This window comes from Kaistella soli, from assembly GCF_019038595.1.
Taxonomy (GTDB): domain Bacteria; phylum Bacteroidota; class Bacteroidia; order Flavobacteriales; family Weeksellaceae; genus Kaistella; species Kaistella soli.
Genome location: NZ_JAHOPF010000001.1, coordinates 529,097 through 542,788, shown reverse-complemented (window position 1 = coordinate 542,788; position 13,692 = coordinate 529,097). Strand labels below are relative to the sequence as shown.

14 protein-coding genes are annotated in these 13,692 nt (G+C 39.6%); 11 read left to right on the top strand and 3 right to left on the bottom strand.

All coding sequences use genetic code 11. The features are described from left to right. The first annotated feature begins 82 nt into the window (after positions 1 to 82). On the top strand, positions 83 to 2,536 hold the full coding sequence (locus KSK37_RS02550; RefSeq protein ID WP_217199257.1) for a DUF5686 family protein: 2,454 nt from the start codon (positions 83 to 85) through the stop codon (positions 2,534 to 2,536). Between the two features lie 177 nt (positions 2,537 to 2,713). Next, positions 2,714 to 2,950, top strand: a complete 237-nt coding sequence (locus KSK37_RS02545) for a hypothetical protein (protein ID WP_088358040.1) — start codon at positions 2,714 to 2,716, stop codon at positions 2,948 to 2,950. On the opposite strand, the gene folP is transcribed toward KSK37_RS02545, so the two are convergent. Beyond that, entirely contained in the window at positions 2,947 to 3,801 is an 855-nt protein-coding gene (gene folP / locus KSK37_RS02540) for a dihydropteroate synthase (protein ID WP_246566176.1), read from the bottom strand. The two genes, KSK37_RS02545 and folP, sit on opposite strands and share 4 nt — an antisense overlap. Positions 3,802 to 3,896: 95 nt before the next feature. Between folP and KSK37_RS02535 the strand changes: the two genes are divergently transcribed. From KSK37_RS02535 to tpiA, 4 genes are all read left to right on the top strand, one after another. Then, positions 3,897 to 4,463, top strand: coding sequence for a DUF1599 domain-containing protein (locus tag KSK37_RS02535; RefSeq protein WP_217199256.1), 567 nt, complete (start codon positions 3,897 to 3,899; stop codon positions 4,461 to 4,463). A 33-nt stretch (positions 4,464 to 4,496) separates the two neighbouring features. After that, positions 4,497 to 5,582 carry a BT_3928 family protein gene (locus KSK37_RS02530; RefSeq protein ID WP_217199255.1) on the top strand — a complete coding sequence of 362 codons (1,086 nt, stop codon included), beginning with the start codon at positions 4,497 to 4,499 and terminating at the stop codon, positions 5,580 to 5,582. A gap of 60 nt (positions 5,583 to 5,642) precedes the next feature. Next, positions 5,643 to 5,993: a TerB family tellurite resistance protein gene (locus tag KSK37_RS02525; protein WP_088358042.1), complete on the top strand. Its 351-nt coding sequence runs from the start codon at positions 5,643 to 5,645 to the stop codon at positions 5,991 to 5,993. A 98-nt stretch (positions 5,994 to 6,091) separates the two neighbouring features. Continuing rightward, on the top strand, positions 6,092 to 6,853 hold the full coding sequence (tpiA, locus tag KSK37_RS02520) for a triose-phosphate isomerase (protein ID WP_217199254.1): 762 nt from the start codon (positions 6,092 to 6,094) through the stop codon (positions 6,851 to 6,853). A 72-nt stretch (positions 6,854 to 6,925) separates the two neighbouring features. Here tpiA and clpP read toward each other — a convergent pair whose 3' ends face one another. Together clpP and dnaG are read right to left on the bottom strand one after the other, a co-directional pair. Continuing rightward, complete coding sequence (gene clpP, locus KSK37_RS02515) at positions 6,926 to 7,609, bottom strand: ATP-dependent Clp endopeptidase proteolytic subunit ClpP (RefSeq protein ID WP_217199252.1); 684 nt, start codon at positions 7,607 to 7,609, stop codon at positions 6,926 to 6,928. 94 nt (positions 7,610 to 7,703) lie between these two features. Then, complete coding sequence (dnaG, locus tag KSK37_RS02510; protein ID WP_217199251.1) at positions 7,704 to 9,629, bottom strand: DNA primase; 1,926 nt, start codon at positions 9,627 to 9,629, stop codon at positions 7,704 to 7,706. A gap of 110 nt (positions 9,630 to 9,739) precedes the next feature. On the opposite strand from dnaG, the gene KSK37_RS02505 reads away from it, so the two are divergent. From KSK37_RS02505 to KSK37_RS02485, 5 genes are all read left to right on the top strand, one after another. Next, the gene (locus KSK37_RS02505; RefSeq protein ID WP_217199250.1) at positions 9,740 to 10,741 is read left to right on the top strand and encodes an isoaspartyl peptidase/L-asparaginase family protein; all 1,002 of its coding nucleotides are present in this window, start codon (positions 9,740 to 9,742) and stop codon (positions 10,739 to 10,741) included. Between the two features lie 5 nt (positions 10,742 to 10,746). Continuing rightward, positions 10,747 to 11,154, top strand: a complete 408-nt coding sequence (gene tsaE, locus KSK37_RS02500) for a tRNA (adenosine(37)-N6)-threonylcarbamoyltransferase complex ATPase subunit type 1 TsaE (protein WP_217199249.1) — start codon at positions 10,747 to 10,749, stop codon at positions 11,152 to 11,154. A gap of 94 nt (positions 11,155 to 11,248) precedes the next feature. Next, positions 11,249 to 12,442 (top strand): alanine dehydrogenase, encoded by a 1,194-nt coding sequence (locus tag KSK37_RS02495; protein WP_217199248.1) that lies wholly within the window; start codon positions 11,249 to 11,251, stop codon positions 12,440 to 12,442. Next, the gene (locus KSK37_RS02490; RefSeq protein WP_088358049.1) at positions 12,443 to 12,814 is read left to right on the top strand and encodes a DUF4258 domain-containing protein; all 372 of its coding nucleotides are present in this window, start codon (positions 12,443 to 12,445) and stop codon (positions 12,812 to 12,814) included. 32 nt (positions 12,815 to 12,846) lie between these two features. Next, positions 12,847 to 13,692: a prephenate dehydrogenase gene (locus KSK37_RS02485; protein ID WP_088358050.1), complete on the top strand. Its 846-nt coding sequence runs from the start codon at positions 12,847 to 12,849 to the stop codon at positions 13,690 to 13,692.

Here is a 13,692-nt window from a genome sequence, read left to right as displayed (position 1 = left end):
ACACCTTCAGAATCACTTTCATACATTCAATATTTTTCGACGGACAAGTAAGATTCAGATATTTTTGAATACTTTTGTTGCTATGAATAAACTGTCGGCGCTACTCTTTTCTTTCATTTTTCTGAATATTTTCGGGCAGTCAAAAATCACCGTTCTCAGAGCAGGAGAAGGAACTCCGCTTTCGAATGCGTCGGTTTTCTGTAACAGTAATAATTTAGGAAAAACCAATGCTGGCGGCGTTCTTGAATTCAGAACAAAATGTAAAAAAGTAACCGTGAAAGCGGCAGGATATTACGACGATGACGCCGTGGTGGATAAAGTGATGGAACTTGCACTTTCAAAAGCCGATCCCAAAACGCAGTCTATCGAAACAGTGGTGATCAACGACAAAAGTGATCCCCGCGCACTGCAGATTCTGCAGAAAGTAAACGATAATTACCAAAAGAACTCCCCACAAAGCCTCGATTCCTACTCTTTTAAATCTTATGAAAAAATCTCTCTGGATATCGATGAAGACAGTATTAAAAACTACAACCACTACCTCGAAAAAAGAATTGATTCTTTAAAACGTCTTCCGGAAAAGGTACAGTCAAAAGAAGAGCGGAAAGATTCAATTGAAAGTGTGAATGTCATGAAACTGATGGGCTCGAGTAAACTTTTTCTGTGGGAGAGAGCTTCCGAATTTTTATTTTCGAAAAAATACGGCGAAAAGATAACGGTTCTGGACAACCGGGTTTCCGGACTGAAACAGCCGATTTATGAAATGATGACGCTGCGATCCAACAGAAACCGCATCCCAAGGGAAATCCGTGAAGAAAACCGTACGCTTTACCGATTCTTTTTAACCGATACCATTGAAATCGAGGGCAGAAAAAATTATGTGATCCGTTTCCGTCAGGTTGATTACAAAAAGCCTATTGATAAAAGAAAATACAACGGTTATATTTATGTGGACACTGAAACTTTCGGTCTGAAAAAAATCGAAAGCAACAGCAAGAAAAAAAGCGAAGGTACCATCACCAGCATCTGGAAACCGATAAATAACAAATGGTTTCTGAGTAAGGAAAATTACAAGGTAAAAATGGGTTCCACTGTTTTTGATTCCAAAAAAACCGATGAAAAAACAGGTGAAAAAGCAGGTGAAAAAGCAGAAAATAAAGACAAACAGAAATTCGGAAACTATGTCTTTGTAATCGCGGATTATTTCGATTTTAAAACTCCTATTGAAGAAAAGAGAAAAGACTTTTCAGGATACACGATGGATGTGCAGAATGCTGACGGAACAACGCTGGATCGCTTCAGGACTGATTCCCTGACAGCACGTGAAAAAATGACCTACGAAAAAATTGACAGCGTTGGAAAAAAATATAAACTCGACCAGAAATTAAATGCATTTACCGGTTTAATCAAAGGGAAAATACGCATCGGAAAAGTAGATTTTGATGCCTCGCAAATTCTCAAGTACAATAAATTTGAGGGCTTCCGCTTGGGACTCGCCGGAAAGCTTAATGAAAGATTTAACAAATATATTTCCCCTGACGCCTATCTTGCCTATGGTTTCAAAGACGAAACCTGGAAATACGGCGTTGGAATTGACGTAAAAACTACGCTTGAAAAAAACTCATTTTTCCGGGCCGAATATTATAATGATGTAGTTGCTGCAGGACGCTTCAATGAAAATTTATGGAACTTCAAAATGAAAATCATGAATTCCGGGATTGATTTGAAAAACGACAGGTTTTACCGACACGACGGTTTTAAACTTTCTTTCGAGAATGATTTAAGCAACGCTTTAACATTAAATGTTTCCGCAAAAAAAGACAATGAAGAAGCCACTTTCGGGTATGATTTTATGAACCGCGGTCCAAAGTTTGAAAATTTCGCCTCCCTGCTGACCCTGAAATACGCTCCGAAATCGAAAAACATCATGACGCCCTCAGGAAAGTTTACCTATGAACAGAGTTTCCCTGAATTTTACCTAAATTACGAACAGGGTCTTAAAACATTTGGCGGAGACCTTAATTACAGCCGCTTCGATATTTTGGCGCAGCACAACTTTAAAACTAAAGCCGGCGTAACGGGAATCCGCGTTTATGGAGGTTTGATTTCCGGTGAAGCTCCTGTTTGGCACCATTTTGCGATGAATGGCTTAGGAAGCGGAAAAGACAGTTTTAATTTTAACCTGACATCTTTCCTGGGTTTTGCCACGATGGAAGGCGGAAAATACTACAACGACAAATTTGTGGGCTATTATTTTACCCACAGGATTCCCTGGTATTTCAAAACATTCGGGAAAAACATTTCGAGTTTCGACGTGGTTTACCGCGGAATTACCGGCGATATGAAGAATCCTGAATATCACAATTTTGAGTTTCAGAAACTTGATCACCTTTATCAGGAGATTGGTCTTGAAAGCAATAACTTCATGGGAACACCTTTCAATCTGGGGTTTTTCTACAGAGTTGGGCACTACTCTACGCTGCCGTTTAAAGAAAATTTTGCCATCCAGCTGAAACTTAATTTTTTAGGATTTTAATTGGGGCGTATCCCTCGCCACAGCTTTCCCAGTGCGCGGGTCGCTACGTCCGTTACAATCTTTTTGGGATTGGCGACGGCGAAGCCGCCGCCAATCCCAAAAAGGATTCCTCTCACATCGCTTACGCGGGAACCGGCACAAAACACTATTTTTGCAAAAATTAAAACAGAGATATCAATGAAAATCATACAGATCAAAGCATCCCAATTTTTTGAATTACTGAAAATGAAAGACACTTCGATGTGGGAAATATTCGCGCAGATGATTGACGGCGAAGAGAAAGAACTGATCTTTTTAGATGATGAAGAAAAAATTCTGTTCAATTATATCTTACCTGTAAACCTTCATCAGCTCAATAAAGATCGCGAACAGTTTGCCAAAGAATATTCAGAAAAACTTTCAGGGATGAATTAACTGTTCAGAAATAAATCAACCGTTTTCTTTGCTTCTGCAACATCGTGGACACGGAGAATCTTCGCTCCTTTCTCCAGAAGCCTGAGATGAAGCCTTTGCGTTTCCGGATTAATGTCGGAAGGTTGTTTTCCTAAAGGTTTGTATATAAAAGACTTCCTTGAAATCCCTACCAGTAAAGGATATTTACCAAAACCGATATGATCCAGTTCATCAATCATCTGATGCTGCTGTTCCACCGTTTTCCCAAATCCAAAACCAGGATCCAGAATAACATCTTTCACTCCGGCTTTTTTTAACTCCCCCATCTTTTCAGAAAAATACCGGTTGATATTCAGAATGATATCGTCATCAATCAGTTTTTCATGCATTGATTCGTAGGTTGGATTTACGTGCATTAAAATATAAGGTAATCCGGTTTCAGCAACGGTTTCAAACATTTTGTCATCAAACATTCCGCCCGAAATGTCATTCACAATATCCAAACCTTCGTTAAAACCAAATCTTACCACTTCTGAATAAAAAGTATCAAGAGAAATCAATGCTTCCGGAAATTCCTTTTTAATAAGAGAAATCATATTTCCAATTCTTGAAATTTCCTCTTCCGCAGGTAAAAACTCAGCATTTGGTCTTGTTGACTGTGGCCCAATATCGATGATCTCGGCACCGCTCCTCAACATATTTTCTGCGTGAATTAATGCTTTCTTTTCTTCATTATGCTTTCCGCCATCGGAAAAAGAGTCGGGCGTCAGATTAAGGATTCCCATGATTTTCGGTGAAGACAAATCAATGAGTTTCCCATAACAGTTGATGGAAAAAAAAGCGTGCTGATCACTGGCGGTCTGAAGTTTCATAGCGGCAAATTTACGTAAATTGTTTAGTGAATCTGCAGAACAGCGGCTTCCCTTTTCCACACAAAATTCTTATCTTTGAACAGTTTAGAAATTTTATGCAGAAAACATCAAAACAGTTCGACGAAGTTATAAGTGTTTGCCGGGACTTATTCAGTAAAAAACTTACAGATTACGGTGCGTCTTTCCGGGTATTGAGAACGCCGTCTTTAACCGACCAGATCTTCATCAAAGTAAAAAGTTTAAGAAATTTTCAAACCACCGGAATTTCTAAAGTTGGCGAATCTGAGGAAGAAAATTTCATCGCCATCGTCAACTATTCCATTATTGGGTTAATACAGCTGGAGAAAGGTTTTGCAGATGATTTCAAACAGGACAAAAACGAGATCTTGGCACTTTACGACCGGTTTGCAAATGAAGCCAAAGAATTAATGATGCGGAAAAACCACGATTACGGCGAAGCGTGGCGCGAAATGAGAATTTCTTCAATCACCGATTTGATTTACCAGAAAGTCCTGAGAACCAAACAGATCGAGGACAACGCAGGCGAAACACTCGTTTCCGAAGGGATTGACGCCAATTATTTCGATATGCTGAATTATGCGGTTTTCTGTCTGATTAAATTTTCAGAAAATGACGCGGAGTTTAAACCCGAAATTATTTAAAAAAAACTAATTGTGATTTTCTTATCCAAAACTATGAAACATATTTTACGCATTATCATCGGCATTATTTTCATCGCATCCGGTTTTGTAAAAGCGGTTGACGCGGTCGGATTTTCCTTTAAACTGGAAGAATATTTTTCACCGTCGGTTTTCAATATGCCTTTTCTGGAAAGCCAGGCGCTTGTGATTGCCATTTTCGTCGTAGCGTTCGAACTGATATTAGGACTGATGCTTTTATTGAAAATCCGTCTTAAATTCACGCTAACTGCTTTAATTGCCGTTTGTGTTTTCTTTGCGTTTCTCACTTTCTATTCGGCATATTTTAATAAAGTGACCGATTGCGGCTGTTTTGGAGACGCTCTCAAATTTACGCCGTGGCAGAGTTTTGTCAAGGATTTAATCCTGCTTATCGGATTGATAGTGCTTTGGTTTTTATACAGAAACCAGTTTCAGCAGCTTCAACCCAACAAACCTTCAAAATTTATTGTCCTTACTGTTTTTGCTTTGGGAATGGCGATGGTCATTGCGCACGGAATTTTCCATGAGCCATTAATTGATTTCCGGGATTATAAAACAGGAACGGATTTAAATTCAGAAAAAGCAAAAATTGAAAAGAACCCTTCAGAATATAAGACATTCTATTCCCTGAAAAACGAAAAAACGGGCGAAGTTCTGGAAGTAAATCAGGATGATTACGTGAACGATAAAAAATACTGGGAAGAAGGCTCGCCATGGAAAATAGAGGACGGAAAAACAACTTCCAAGATCGTAAAGCAGGGTTATTCATCTGAGATCGCTAAATTCAAACCTGAAAGTCCTGAAGGAATGGATTTAACGGAAGAAATCTTGAAATCGCCAAAAGCGGTGCTGGTTTTCTCTTACAAACCCAATCAGGTGGACAAAACCGTTTTAGCGGAAACCGAAGCCAAGCTGAAATCGCAGAAAGATGCGCTGATCCTGGGAGTTTCCACCAATCCGAATACATTCAAAACCATCAATAATGCAATGATGGACGCCACTGCCATTAAAACAATTGCAAGAAGTAACCCTTTTGTTTTAACTTTACAGAATGGAAAAATCATTGATAAAATGTCTGCTGAAGACTATTTAAAGCAATAAAAACCGAATATTTCAGGTATTCGTGACCACAATTTCAAACAAACTAAAATAAATAAACAGATGCAAAAATCAAATAAATCAATCGCAGGTTATCATCTTTTAATGATTCTATCGTCTGTTGACGGAGAATTTGCTCCGGCTGAAGGATTAAAAGTGCAGGAATATCTTGCGGAAGAATTTCCCTTTAAAATGAATCTGGACAACGAGCTGGATGTGATTGCCACTTTGAAACCAGAAGACTGGAAAGATCATTTCGAATTTCATGCGCGCTGCTTCCACGACGATTCTATCGAAGAGGAGAGAAAAAGTTTTGCAGAATTCGCAAAATCGCTGATCAAGGCGGACAATAATGTAAGTGAAGACGAGCACCGTTTCTACAAACTGCTGAAACAGATGTGGAATCTGGATTAAAATTCTTAAAAAAACTGAGGCGTAATGAATGTAATCATTCCGCTTTATTTTTTTTATTACTGGGTATTTCGGAATTTTGTTAAAAATAAAATTGTACTATGAGAAAAAATATTGTTGCAGGAAACTGGAAGATGAACAAAAACGTAATTGAAGCACAACAGCTGATGTTTCAGTTACTCGAATACAAAAAGAACAACAGCACCAACTGTGAAGTTTGGATCGCACCTCCTTCCCTCTATCTGATGATGGCGAAAGATTTATATGAGCAGGATGAAATCGGCGTTTTTGCACAGGATATGAGCGAATATGAAAGTGGCGCTTACACCGGCGAAATTTCCGCAGACATGCTGGAATCCATCGAAGCTACCGGAGCAATTATCGGCCATTCAGAACGCAGACAGTACCACGGCGAAACCGATTCGCACTGCAACAGAAAAGTAAAACTGGCTTTGGATAAAGGTTTGATCCCAATTTACTGCAACGGAGAAACTTTGGAACAGAGAAAATCCGGACAACACTTTGAAGTCGTAAAAAACCAGACAGAAGTTGCACTTTTCACACTTTCAGCTGAAGAAATTAAAAAAGTGGTGATCGCTTACGAACCCGTTTGGGCAATCGGGACAGGCGAAACTGCAAGTCCGGAACAGGCGCAGGAAATCCATGCACACATCAGAAGTCTGATTGCCGCAAAATACGGACAGGAAGTAGCGGATGAAATTTCTATTTTATACGGCGGTTCTGTAAAACCTGACAATGCAAAAGAAATCTTCTCGCAACCTGATATCGACGGTGGTTTAATCGGAGGCGCAGCTTTGAAAATTGATGACTTCGCAAAAATTATTCAGGGTTTTAATTCTTAAAAAACTTCCAAAATCATTCATAAAAAAAGAACGCAAATTGCGTTCTTTTTGTTTTTAACAGGAGTTGCGAAATTATTTCTCTACTTTTCTTTCCAGAACTTCATCCACCATTCCAAATTCTTTTGCTTCAGTGGAAGTCATCCAGTAGTCTCTGTCAGACGCTTTTTCAACCCATTCGTAGGTTTGTCCGGAGTGAATAGAGATTATATCATACAACTCTTTTTTGAGTTTCAGCATTTCTCTCAGATTAATTTCCATGTCGGAAGCCACACCCTGTGCACCGCCGGAAGGCTGGTGAATCATCACTCGGGAATGTTTCAGCGCGGAACGTTTTCCTTTTTCACCTGCAACCAGAAGAACGGCACCCATTGAAGCGGCCATTCCTGTACAGATCGTGGAAACATCAGGCTTGATAATCTGCATCGTGTCATAAATTCCTAAACCGGCATATACACTTCCGCCCGGAGAGTTGATGTAAATCTGAATATCTTTGGAAGCGTCTGAACTTTCGAGGAATAAAAGCTGCGCAGTTACAATGTTGGCAACCTGATCGTCAATTCCGGTTCCGAGAAAGATGATTCTGTCCATCATCAGACGCGAAAAAACGTCCATCTGAGCTACGTTTAAACGTCTTTCCTCCATGATATACGGGGTAAGATTGGTTGGGCCATACATTCCCATATACTGATCCGTAGCCAATCCGCTGTTTCCTAAATGTTTTACAGAGAAATCTCTGAAATCTTTTTTTATGTCCATTTTAATTTTATTTATAAATTTTTAAGGCTTATTATTTTTCCTGTATTTCAAATTTACGCAAACAATATTCCACAACCAAAAAACCGACAATCTGTCATAAAATCCGGTGGGTAACTTCGGAAAGTTTGTTCTTGAGCTGAGAAAGTTTCACCAGCTTCATATAGATTTCGTCCTTGTTTTCAGCGCTGACAAGTTCTTTTTTCAAATCTTCCACAATTTTCAAAACATAATCTCTTTTATATTTAAATAATGTTTCTGAAATCTGTTCCGACAGTTTTGATCCGGGCTTTATCGGCGTGATGCTGTACTTTTCCCAGTTACTAAGTTCGTAAGGTTCTATCAATGCATCAGCTATTTTTCCCTGAATGTCTTCATCCATCAAGGTCATAAAAAAGTTTCCGAAACGAAGCTTATTTTCCGCGATTCCTTCTTTTATTTCCGAAATGATCTTTTTATTGATTTCAGACTGTATTTCGCATTCATCCTCATCCAGATGATTGATGATTTCTTCGATGACGGTGATCTGATAAGGTTTGTTTTCGTCGTCTTTTCTATCCAAAACCCGGTCACCATAATTTAACATGAGGTCCACCAGTTTGTCTTCCAACATCAAGAGCGAATTGATGGTTTCAAAAACCTCGGTTACTTTCTCCAGCCTGGGTTTTACCTGCGTTTCCTGTCTTTGCTGTGGCGAAACATGTTGTTTCTGAAGCTGTTTCTGAACGTTCAGCTCATTAAAAAGCGACTGCTCTGAAAGTTTAAATTTATTCGAAACCTCTTTTAAATATATTTCCTGTTTCAGCGCGTTCTGTACAAAACCTACCGATTTTACGATATCACGGATTGATTCTGCTTTTTTAATCGGGTCGTCGCCGGCTTCTTTTAAAAGAATTTCGGCTTTAAAATCAATAAAATCTTTCGCTTCATTTTTAATGAAATTCTCCACATAATCCTGAGGATGCTTTCTCGCAAACGAATCCGGATCATCACCGTCAGGAAATAGCAGTACTCTAATGTTCATCGACTCTGAAAGCAGCATATCGATACTTCTGAAACTCGCTTTAATTCCTGCTTTATCGCCATCGAAAAGAATCGTTACATTTTCAGTAAGCCTTTTGATGAGCTTTATCTGTTCTACTGTCAGCGCCGTACCTGAACTTGAAACTACGTTTTCAATTCCGCTCTGGTGAAGCGCGATAACGTCCATATAACCTTCCACCAAAAGGCAGAGATTATTTTTAGAAATCGCCTGCTTGCTTTGGTTTAAACCGTAAAGAACATTGGATTTATGGTAGATTTCGGTTTCCGGAGAATTGAGATATTTTGCGGTTTTAATGTTATTCTTAAGAATCCTTGCTCCGAAACCAAGTACTCTTCCGGAAAAACTGTGAATAGGAAATATCACCCTTTCACGGAACCTGTCAATACCGTTGGGAGAATTTTCAGGAAAAATAGAAAGTCCTGATTTTTCTAAAATTTCTTTGGAATATCCTTTATTTAACGCCGATTCCGTAAAAGCATTTTTCTGTTCCGGCGAATAACCAAGCTGAAATTTTTTGATGATTTCGTCGCGGAGTTCCCGTTCTTTAAAATAGGAATATCCGATTGACCTTCCTTCTTCCGTATCAAAAAGCTGTTCCTGAAAGAAAGTGTTGGCGACTTCATGGATTTTGAACAGCAATTCCTTATCGGTTTGCGACTGTTTTTCATCCTCTGTTAATTCCCGGATATCTTCTTCGATTTCGATGCCGTATTTTTTTGCAGCATGCCGCAGGGCTTCAGGATAAGTAAAATTCTCAATTTCCATGAGAAAAGAAATTGCTGTACCTCCTTTACCGCTAGAAAAATCCTTCCAGATCTGCTTGCTCGGCGACACCACAAAACTTGGCGATTTCTCTTCATGAAACGGGCTCAGCCCTTTAAAATTAGAGCCTGCCCTTTTCAGCTGCACATATTCGCCGATGATTTCTTCCACCCGGATTGTAGAAAAAATTTTATCAATGGTCGCTTTCGAAATCATTCGGTAAAAATAGGAAATAAGTAGTTGAAATGTAAATTTCCCGAGAAACTTTTCAGCACTTCCTTCGCCCGCACCATGAAATTTTCATTATTTTTGAAAAAAAATTATCCATGAAAAACGCTGCTGTTACTTTGTTTATTTTCATCTCGACATTTTTTTTCGGTCAGAAAAAATATGTGATGGTGATTCACGGAGGTGCGGGAACCATTACGCGAGAAGCAATGACGCAGGAGAAAGAAAACGCCTACAAAGCTAAACTTACCGAAGCTTTAAAAGCAGGGTATAAAGAGTTTACCTACGGAAAAACTTCTGTAGAAGCTGTAGCGGCTGCCATTGTAATATTAGAAGACTCCCCACTTTTCAATGCAGGCAAAGGTGCGGTCTTCACCAGTGATGAGAAAAATGAACTGGATGCCTCGATCATGTCCGGAAAAAATAAATCAGCCGGAGCGATTGCAGGAGTACACACCATCAAAAACCCTATTAAAGCAGCAATTGCAGTGATGGAAAAATCGGAGCATGTAATGTTGAGCGGTGAAGGAGCCGAAAAATTTGCGAAGTTACAGGGTCTGGAGATTGTAGATCCAAAATATTTCTGGACCAAGGAACGCTGGGACGGTTTGCAGAAGGTAAAGAAAAAAGAAGCCCAAAACCCAACTAAAATATCTCAGAATAATTTACCCGCCTCCTACGAAATTGATCAGAAATTCGGGACAGTAGGAGCTGTGGCTCTGGACCGTAAAGGAAATATCGCTGCGGGAACTTCAACCGGCGGCATGACCAACAAAAAATACGGCAGAATCGGCGATGCACCCATTATTGGTGCTGGAACTTATGCTAATACACAGGTTGGCATTTCAGGAACCGGCTGGGGAGAATTCTTTATCCGCGCTACTGCCGCAAGAACCGTCGCTGCCAAGATGGAATATCTGAATAAAGACCTTAAGACCGCCGCTCAGGAGACCATCGACGAAATAGAAAAAATGGGCGGTGACGGCGGACTTATTGCATTGGATAAAGACGGCAATATTGCCATGCCTTTTAACACGGCCGGAATGTATCGCGGCGCAGTAAGTGAAAACGGGGAAATAGAAGTAGAGATTTACAAATAATAAAGATGGAATTTAATATTCATAAAATTGAAGAATGGCAGAATGTGGTTGACCAAATCGTGCCGGAGCTTCAGCATAACATTTTGCTTTTAAAAGGAAATTTAGGAGCCGGGAAAACCACTTTCACGCAGTTTTTTTTAAAAAGTCTGGGAAGCGGAGATGAAGTATCCTCGCCTACTTATGCCATCGTCAACGAATATCATACTCCAAAAGGAAACGTTTTCCATTTCGATCTTTACCGGATGAAAAACATCAGTGAGGTGTATGATATCGGGATGGAAGAATATCTTGATAACGCTTACCTCTGCATTATTGAATGGCCTGAAGTGTATGAGGAAGATCTTGCTGATTTCCCGCATCACGAAATGAAGATTGAAAACAACGGAGAAGAGCGTCTTATCAGCTTCAAATAAATTTAATTATTTACTGGTGAAATGATTGTATCTTTGTTCCCTTAAAAAAACCTGATTCAATCACACCCGACAGAATTGGAATATTAATCATAATATGAGCACTACACATATTTTCACCCCTTTTTCTGAACAGGAATTAATGCCTAAAGAAGAAAAACTGGAAGTTGTTAAAAAAGGAAAACAGTTCAGCATAGGAGTTCCGAAAGAAACCTGCCTTAATGAACGTAGAACTTGCCTCACCCCCGATGCCGTGCAGGTTCTTGTGGCCCACGGACATCAGATTATTGTTGAAACCGGTGCCGGTGAAGGCTCTTTTTTCACAGATCTGCAATATTCGGAATCAGGTGCGAAAATCACTTACGATCCCAAAGAAGCTTACCAACAGGATTTGGTTTTGAAAATAAATCCGCCTACCATGGATGAGATCGAGTATCTGAGACCTTGTACTTATCTTATCTCAGCGCTTCAGATCAATCTGAGGGACCAGGAGTATTTTAAAAAGCTGGCCGAGAAAAAAGTGAATGCAATTGCGTTTGAATTTATCGTAGACGAATACAAACAGCTCTCACTCGTGCGGCTTATAGGTGAAATCGCAGGCAGCATTTCTATCCTTTATGCAGCCGAACTGGTTGCACTTTCAAACGGATTAATGTTGGGCGGAATTACAGGTGTACGTCCCACAGAAGTGGTGGTTCTGGGTGCCGGAATTGTGGGAGAATTCGCGACAAAGGCAGCTTTAGGTCTAGGAGCAAGTGTAAAAGTTTTTGACAATTCCCTTTCGAAACTCCGCAGACTTCATATGATGGTGGACGGCAGAGTTCCGACTTCTATCATTGATCCTAAAGAACTTTCAAAAAGTTTAAAAAGAGCAGATGTCGTGATTGGTGCACTTTCAAAATTAAGTCTGTCCCCTATCGTTACCGAAGAAATGGTAACTAAAATGAAGAAAGGAAGCGTTATTATTGATGTGACGATTGACAACGGAAAGGTTATTGAAACATCCGAACTCACGGATATGGAAAACCCGTATATTATCAAACACGGCGTTATTCATTGCGGTTTACCGAATCTTACTTCCAAAATGCCGAGAACGACGACAAAAGCGATCTCTAATTTCTTCTTGAGTTATCTCTTAAATTACGATGAAGAAGGCGGCTTCGACAATATGCTTGTCCGTAAAAACGAAATAAAGCAGTCCCTTTACATGTACAAAGGCCGTCATACGAAAAAGTTGGTGTGCGACCGTTTCGATCTTACTTATCACGATATTAACCTTTTGATTTTTTAAATGAGGAAATTAAAATTTTTCTTAATCGGACTGGTTCCGGGACTTTTACTCGTATTTTTCATTCTGAATAAAAAAGGCGCAAGCTGCAGCGGCTACCTGCCAAATTCAAGGGTAATTGCGGAAACCCTGTCGAAAAAAATGGTATACTCTCCTGCTTTTTCCCAGGCAATGGACGAAAATAAAATTGATGAAAAATTCCTAAAAGACAGTATAATTACCAAAGGCGAAATAAACTTTGAAAAGAGCAATGCCCAGAAAAAACCGTGTCCGGATTATGTATTGGCCTATCCCAGTAAAAATCCAAGATATGAGGTAAGCTTCGAAAAATGTAAAGAGGAAGCCACTTTTCATTCACTAAAAAAAATCAGATAAATTTTATTGACATTTAATTACTCATTGCAGCAATGAAAATTACCATCATCGGAGTCGGATTAATTGGCGGATCAATGGCGCTGAAACTTAAAGCAAAAGGTTTTGCTTCTTATGTTTTCGGCGTTGATCAGAACGAAAACCACCTGCTTGAAGCCAAAGAACGCGGGATAATTGATGAGGCTTCCACACTTGAAAATGCTGTTTCCCATTCAGATCTTGTTATTATTGCGATTCCGGTGGATGCTTCAAGAAAAATACTGCCGGGAATTTTAGATTTAGTTACGGAAAATCAAACGGTAATGGATGCAGGTTCTACAAAATCAGGAATTGTAAATGCTGTAAAAAACCATCCGAACAGAAACCGTTTTGTTGCTTTTCACCCGATGTGGGGAACGGAAAATTCCGGGCCTAAATCCGCCGTTTCAGAGAGTTTTGCCGGAAGAGCCGCTGTGATTTGCGACCGCGAACAGTCTTCTGAAGACGCTTTAAAAACCGTTGAAAATACGGCAGAAAATCTCGATATGCATTTGATTTATATGAATGCCGATGATCACGATGTTCATGCCGCATATATTTCGCATATTTCGCACATCACTTCTTATGCTTTGGCCAATACGGTTTTAGAGAAAGAGCGTGAAGAAGACACGATTTTTCAACTGGCAAGTACTGGATTTTCGAGTACAGTACGTCTCGCAAAATCGCATCCGGAGATGTGGGTTCCGATCTTCAAACAGAATAAAGAAAATGTGCTGGATGTTCTGAATGAGCATATTTCACAGCTAAGAAAATTTAAGTCTGCTTTGGAAAAAGAGAATTATGAACTTCTCGAAGAACTCATCAGAAACGCCAATAAAATCCGGGGAATTTTAGAGAAATAA

What these genes read in the sequence shown, in the direction of transcription:
- KSK37_RS02550 (WP_217199257.1), top strand. Translation starts at nt 83, where the DNA reads ATGAATAAACTGTCGGCGCTACTCTTTTCTTTCATTTTTCTGAATATT.
- KSK37_RS02490 (WP_088358049.1), top strand. Translation starts at nt 12,443, where the DNA reads ATGAGGAAATTAAAATTTTTCTTAATCGGACTGGTTCCGGGACTTTTA.
- folP (WP_246566176.1), bottom strand. Translation starts at nt 3,801, where the DNA reads ATGAAACTTCAGACCGCCAGTGATCAGCACGCTTTTTTTTCCATCAAC.
- tsaE (WP_217199249.1), top strand. Translation starts at nt 10,747, where the DNA reads ATGGAATTTAATATTCATAAAATTGAAGAATGGCAGAATGTGGTTGAC.
- KSK37_RS02485 (WP_088358050.1), top strand. Translation starts at nt 12,847, where the DNA reads ATGAAAATTACCATCATCGGAGTCGGATTAATTGGCGGATCAATGGCG.
- KSK37_RS02535 (WP_217199256.1), top strand. Translation starts at nt 3,897, where the DNA reads ATGCAGAAAACATCAAAACAGTTCGACGAAGTTATAAGTGTTTGCCGG.
- KSK37_RS02505 (WP_217199250.1), top strand. Translation starts at nt 9,740, where the DNA reads ATGAAAAACGCTGCTGTTACTTTGTTTATTTTCATCTCGACATTTTTT.
- KSK37_RS02495 (WP_217199248.1), top strand. Translation starts at nt 11,249, where the DNA reads ATGAGCACTACACATATTTTCACCCCTTTTTCTGAACAGGAATTAATG.
- tpiA (WP_217199254.1), top strand. Translation starts at nt 6,092, where the DNA reads ATGAGAAAAAATATTGTTGCAGGAAACTGGAAGATGAACAAAAACGTA.
- KSK37_RS02530 (WP_217199255.1), top strand. Translation starts at nt 4,497, where the DNA reads ATGAAACATATTTTACGCATTATCATCGGCATTATTTTCATCGCATCC.
- dnaG (WP_217199251.1), bottom strand. Translation starts at nt 9,629, where the DNA reads ATGATTTCGAAAGCGACCATTGATAAAATTTTTTCTACAATCCGGGTG.
- KSK37_RS02525 (WP_088358042.1), top strand. Translation starts at nt 5,643, where the DNA reads ATGCAAAAATCAAATAAATCAATCGCAGGTTATCATCTTTTAATGATT.
- clpP (WP_217199252.1), bottom strand. Translation starts at nt 7,609, where the DNA reads ATGGACATAAAAAAAGATTTCAGAGATTTCTCTGTAAAACATTTAGGA.
- KSK37_RS02545 (WP_088358040.1), top strand. Translation starts at nt 2,714, where the DNA reads ATGAAAATCATACAGATCAAAGCATCCCAATTTTTTGAATTACTGAAA.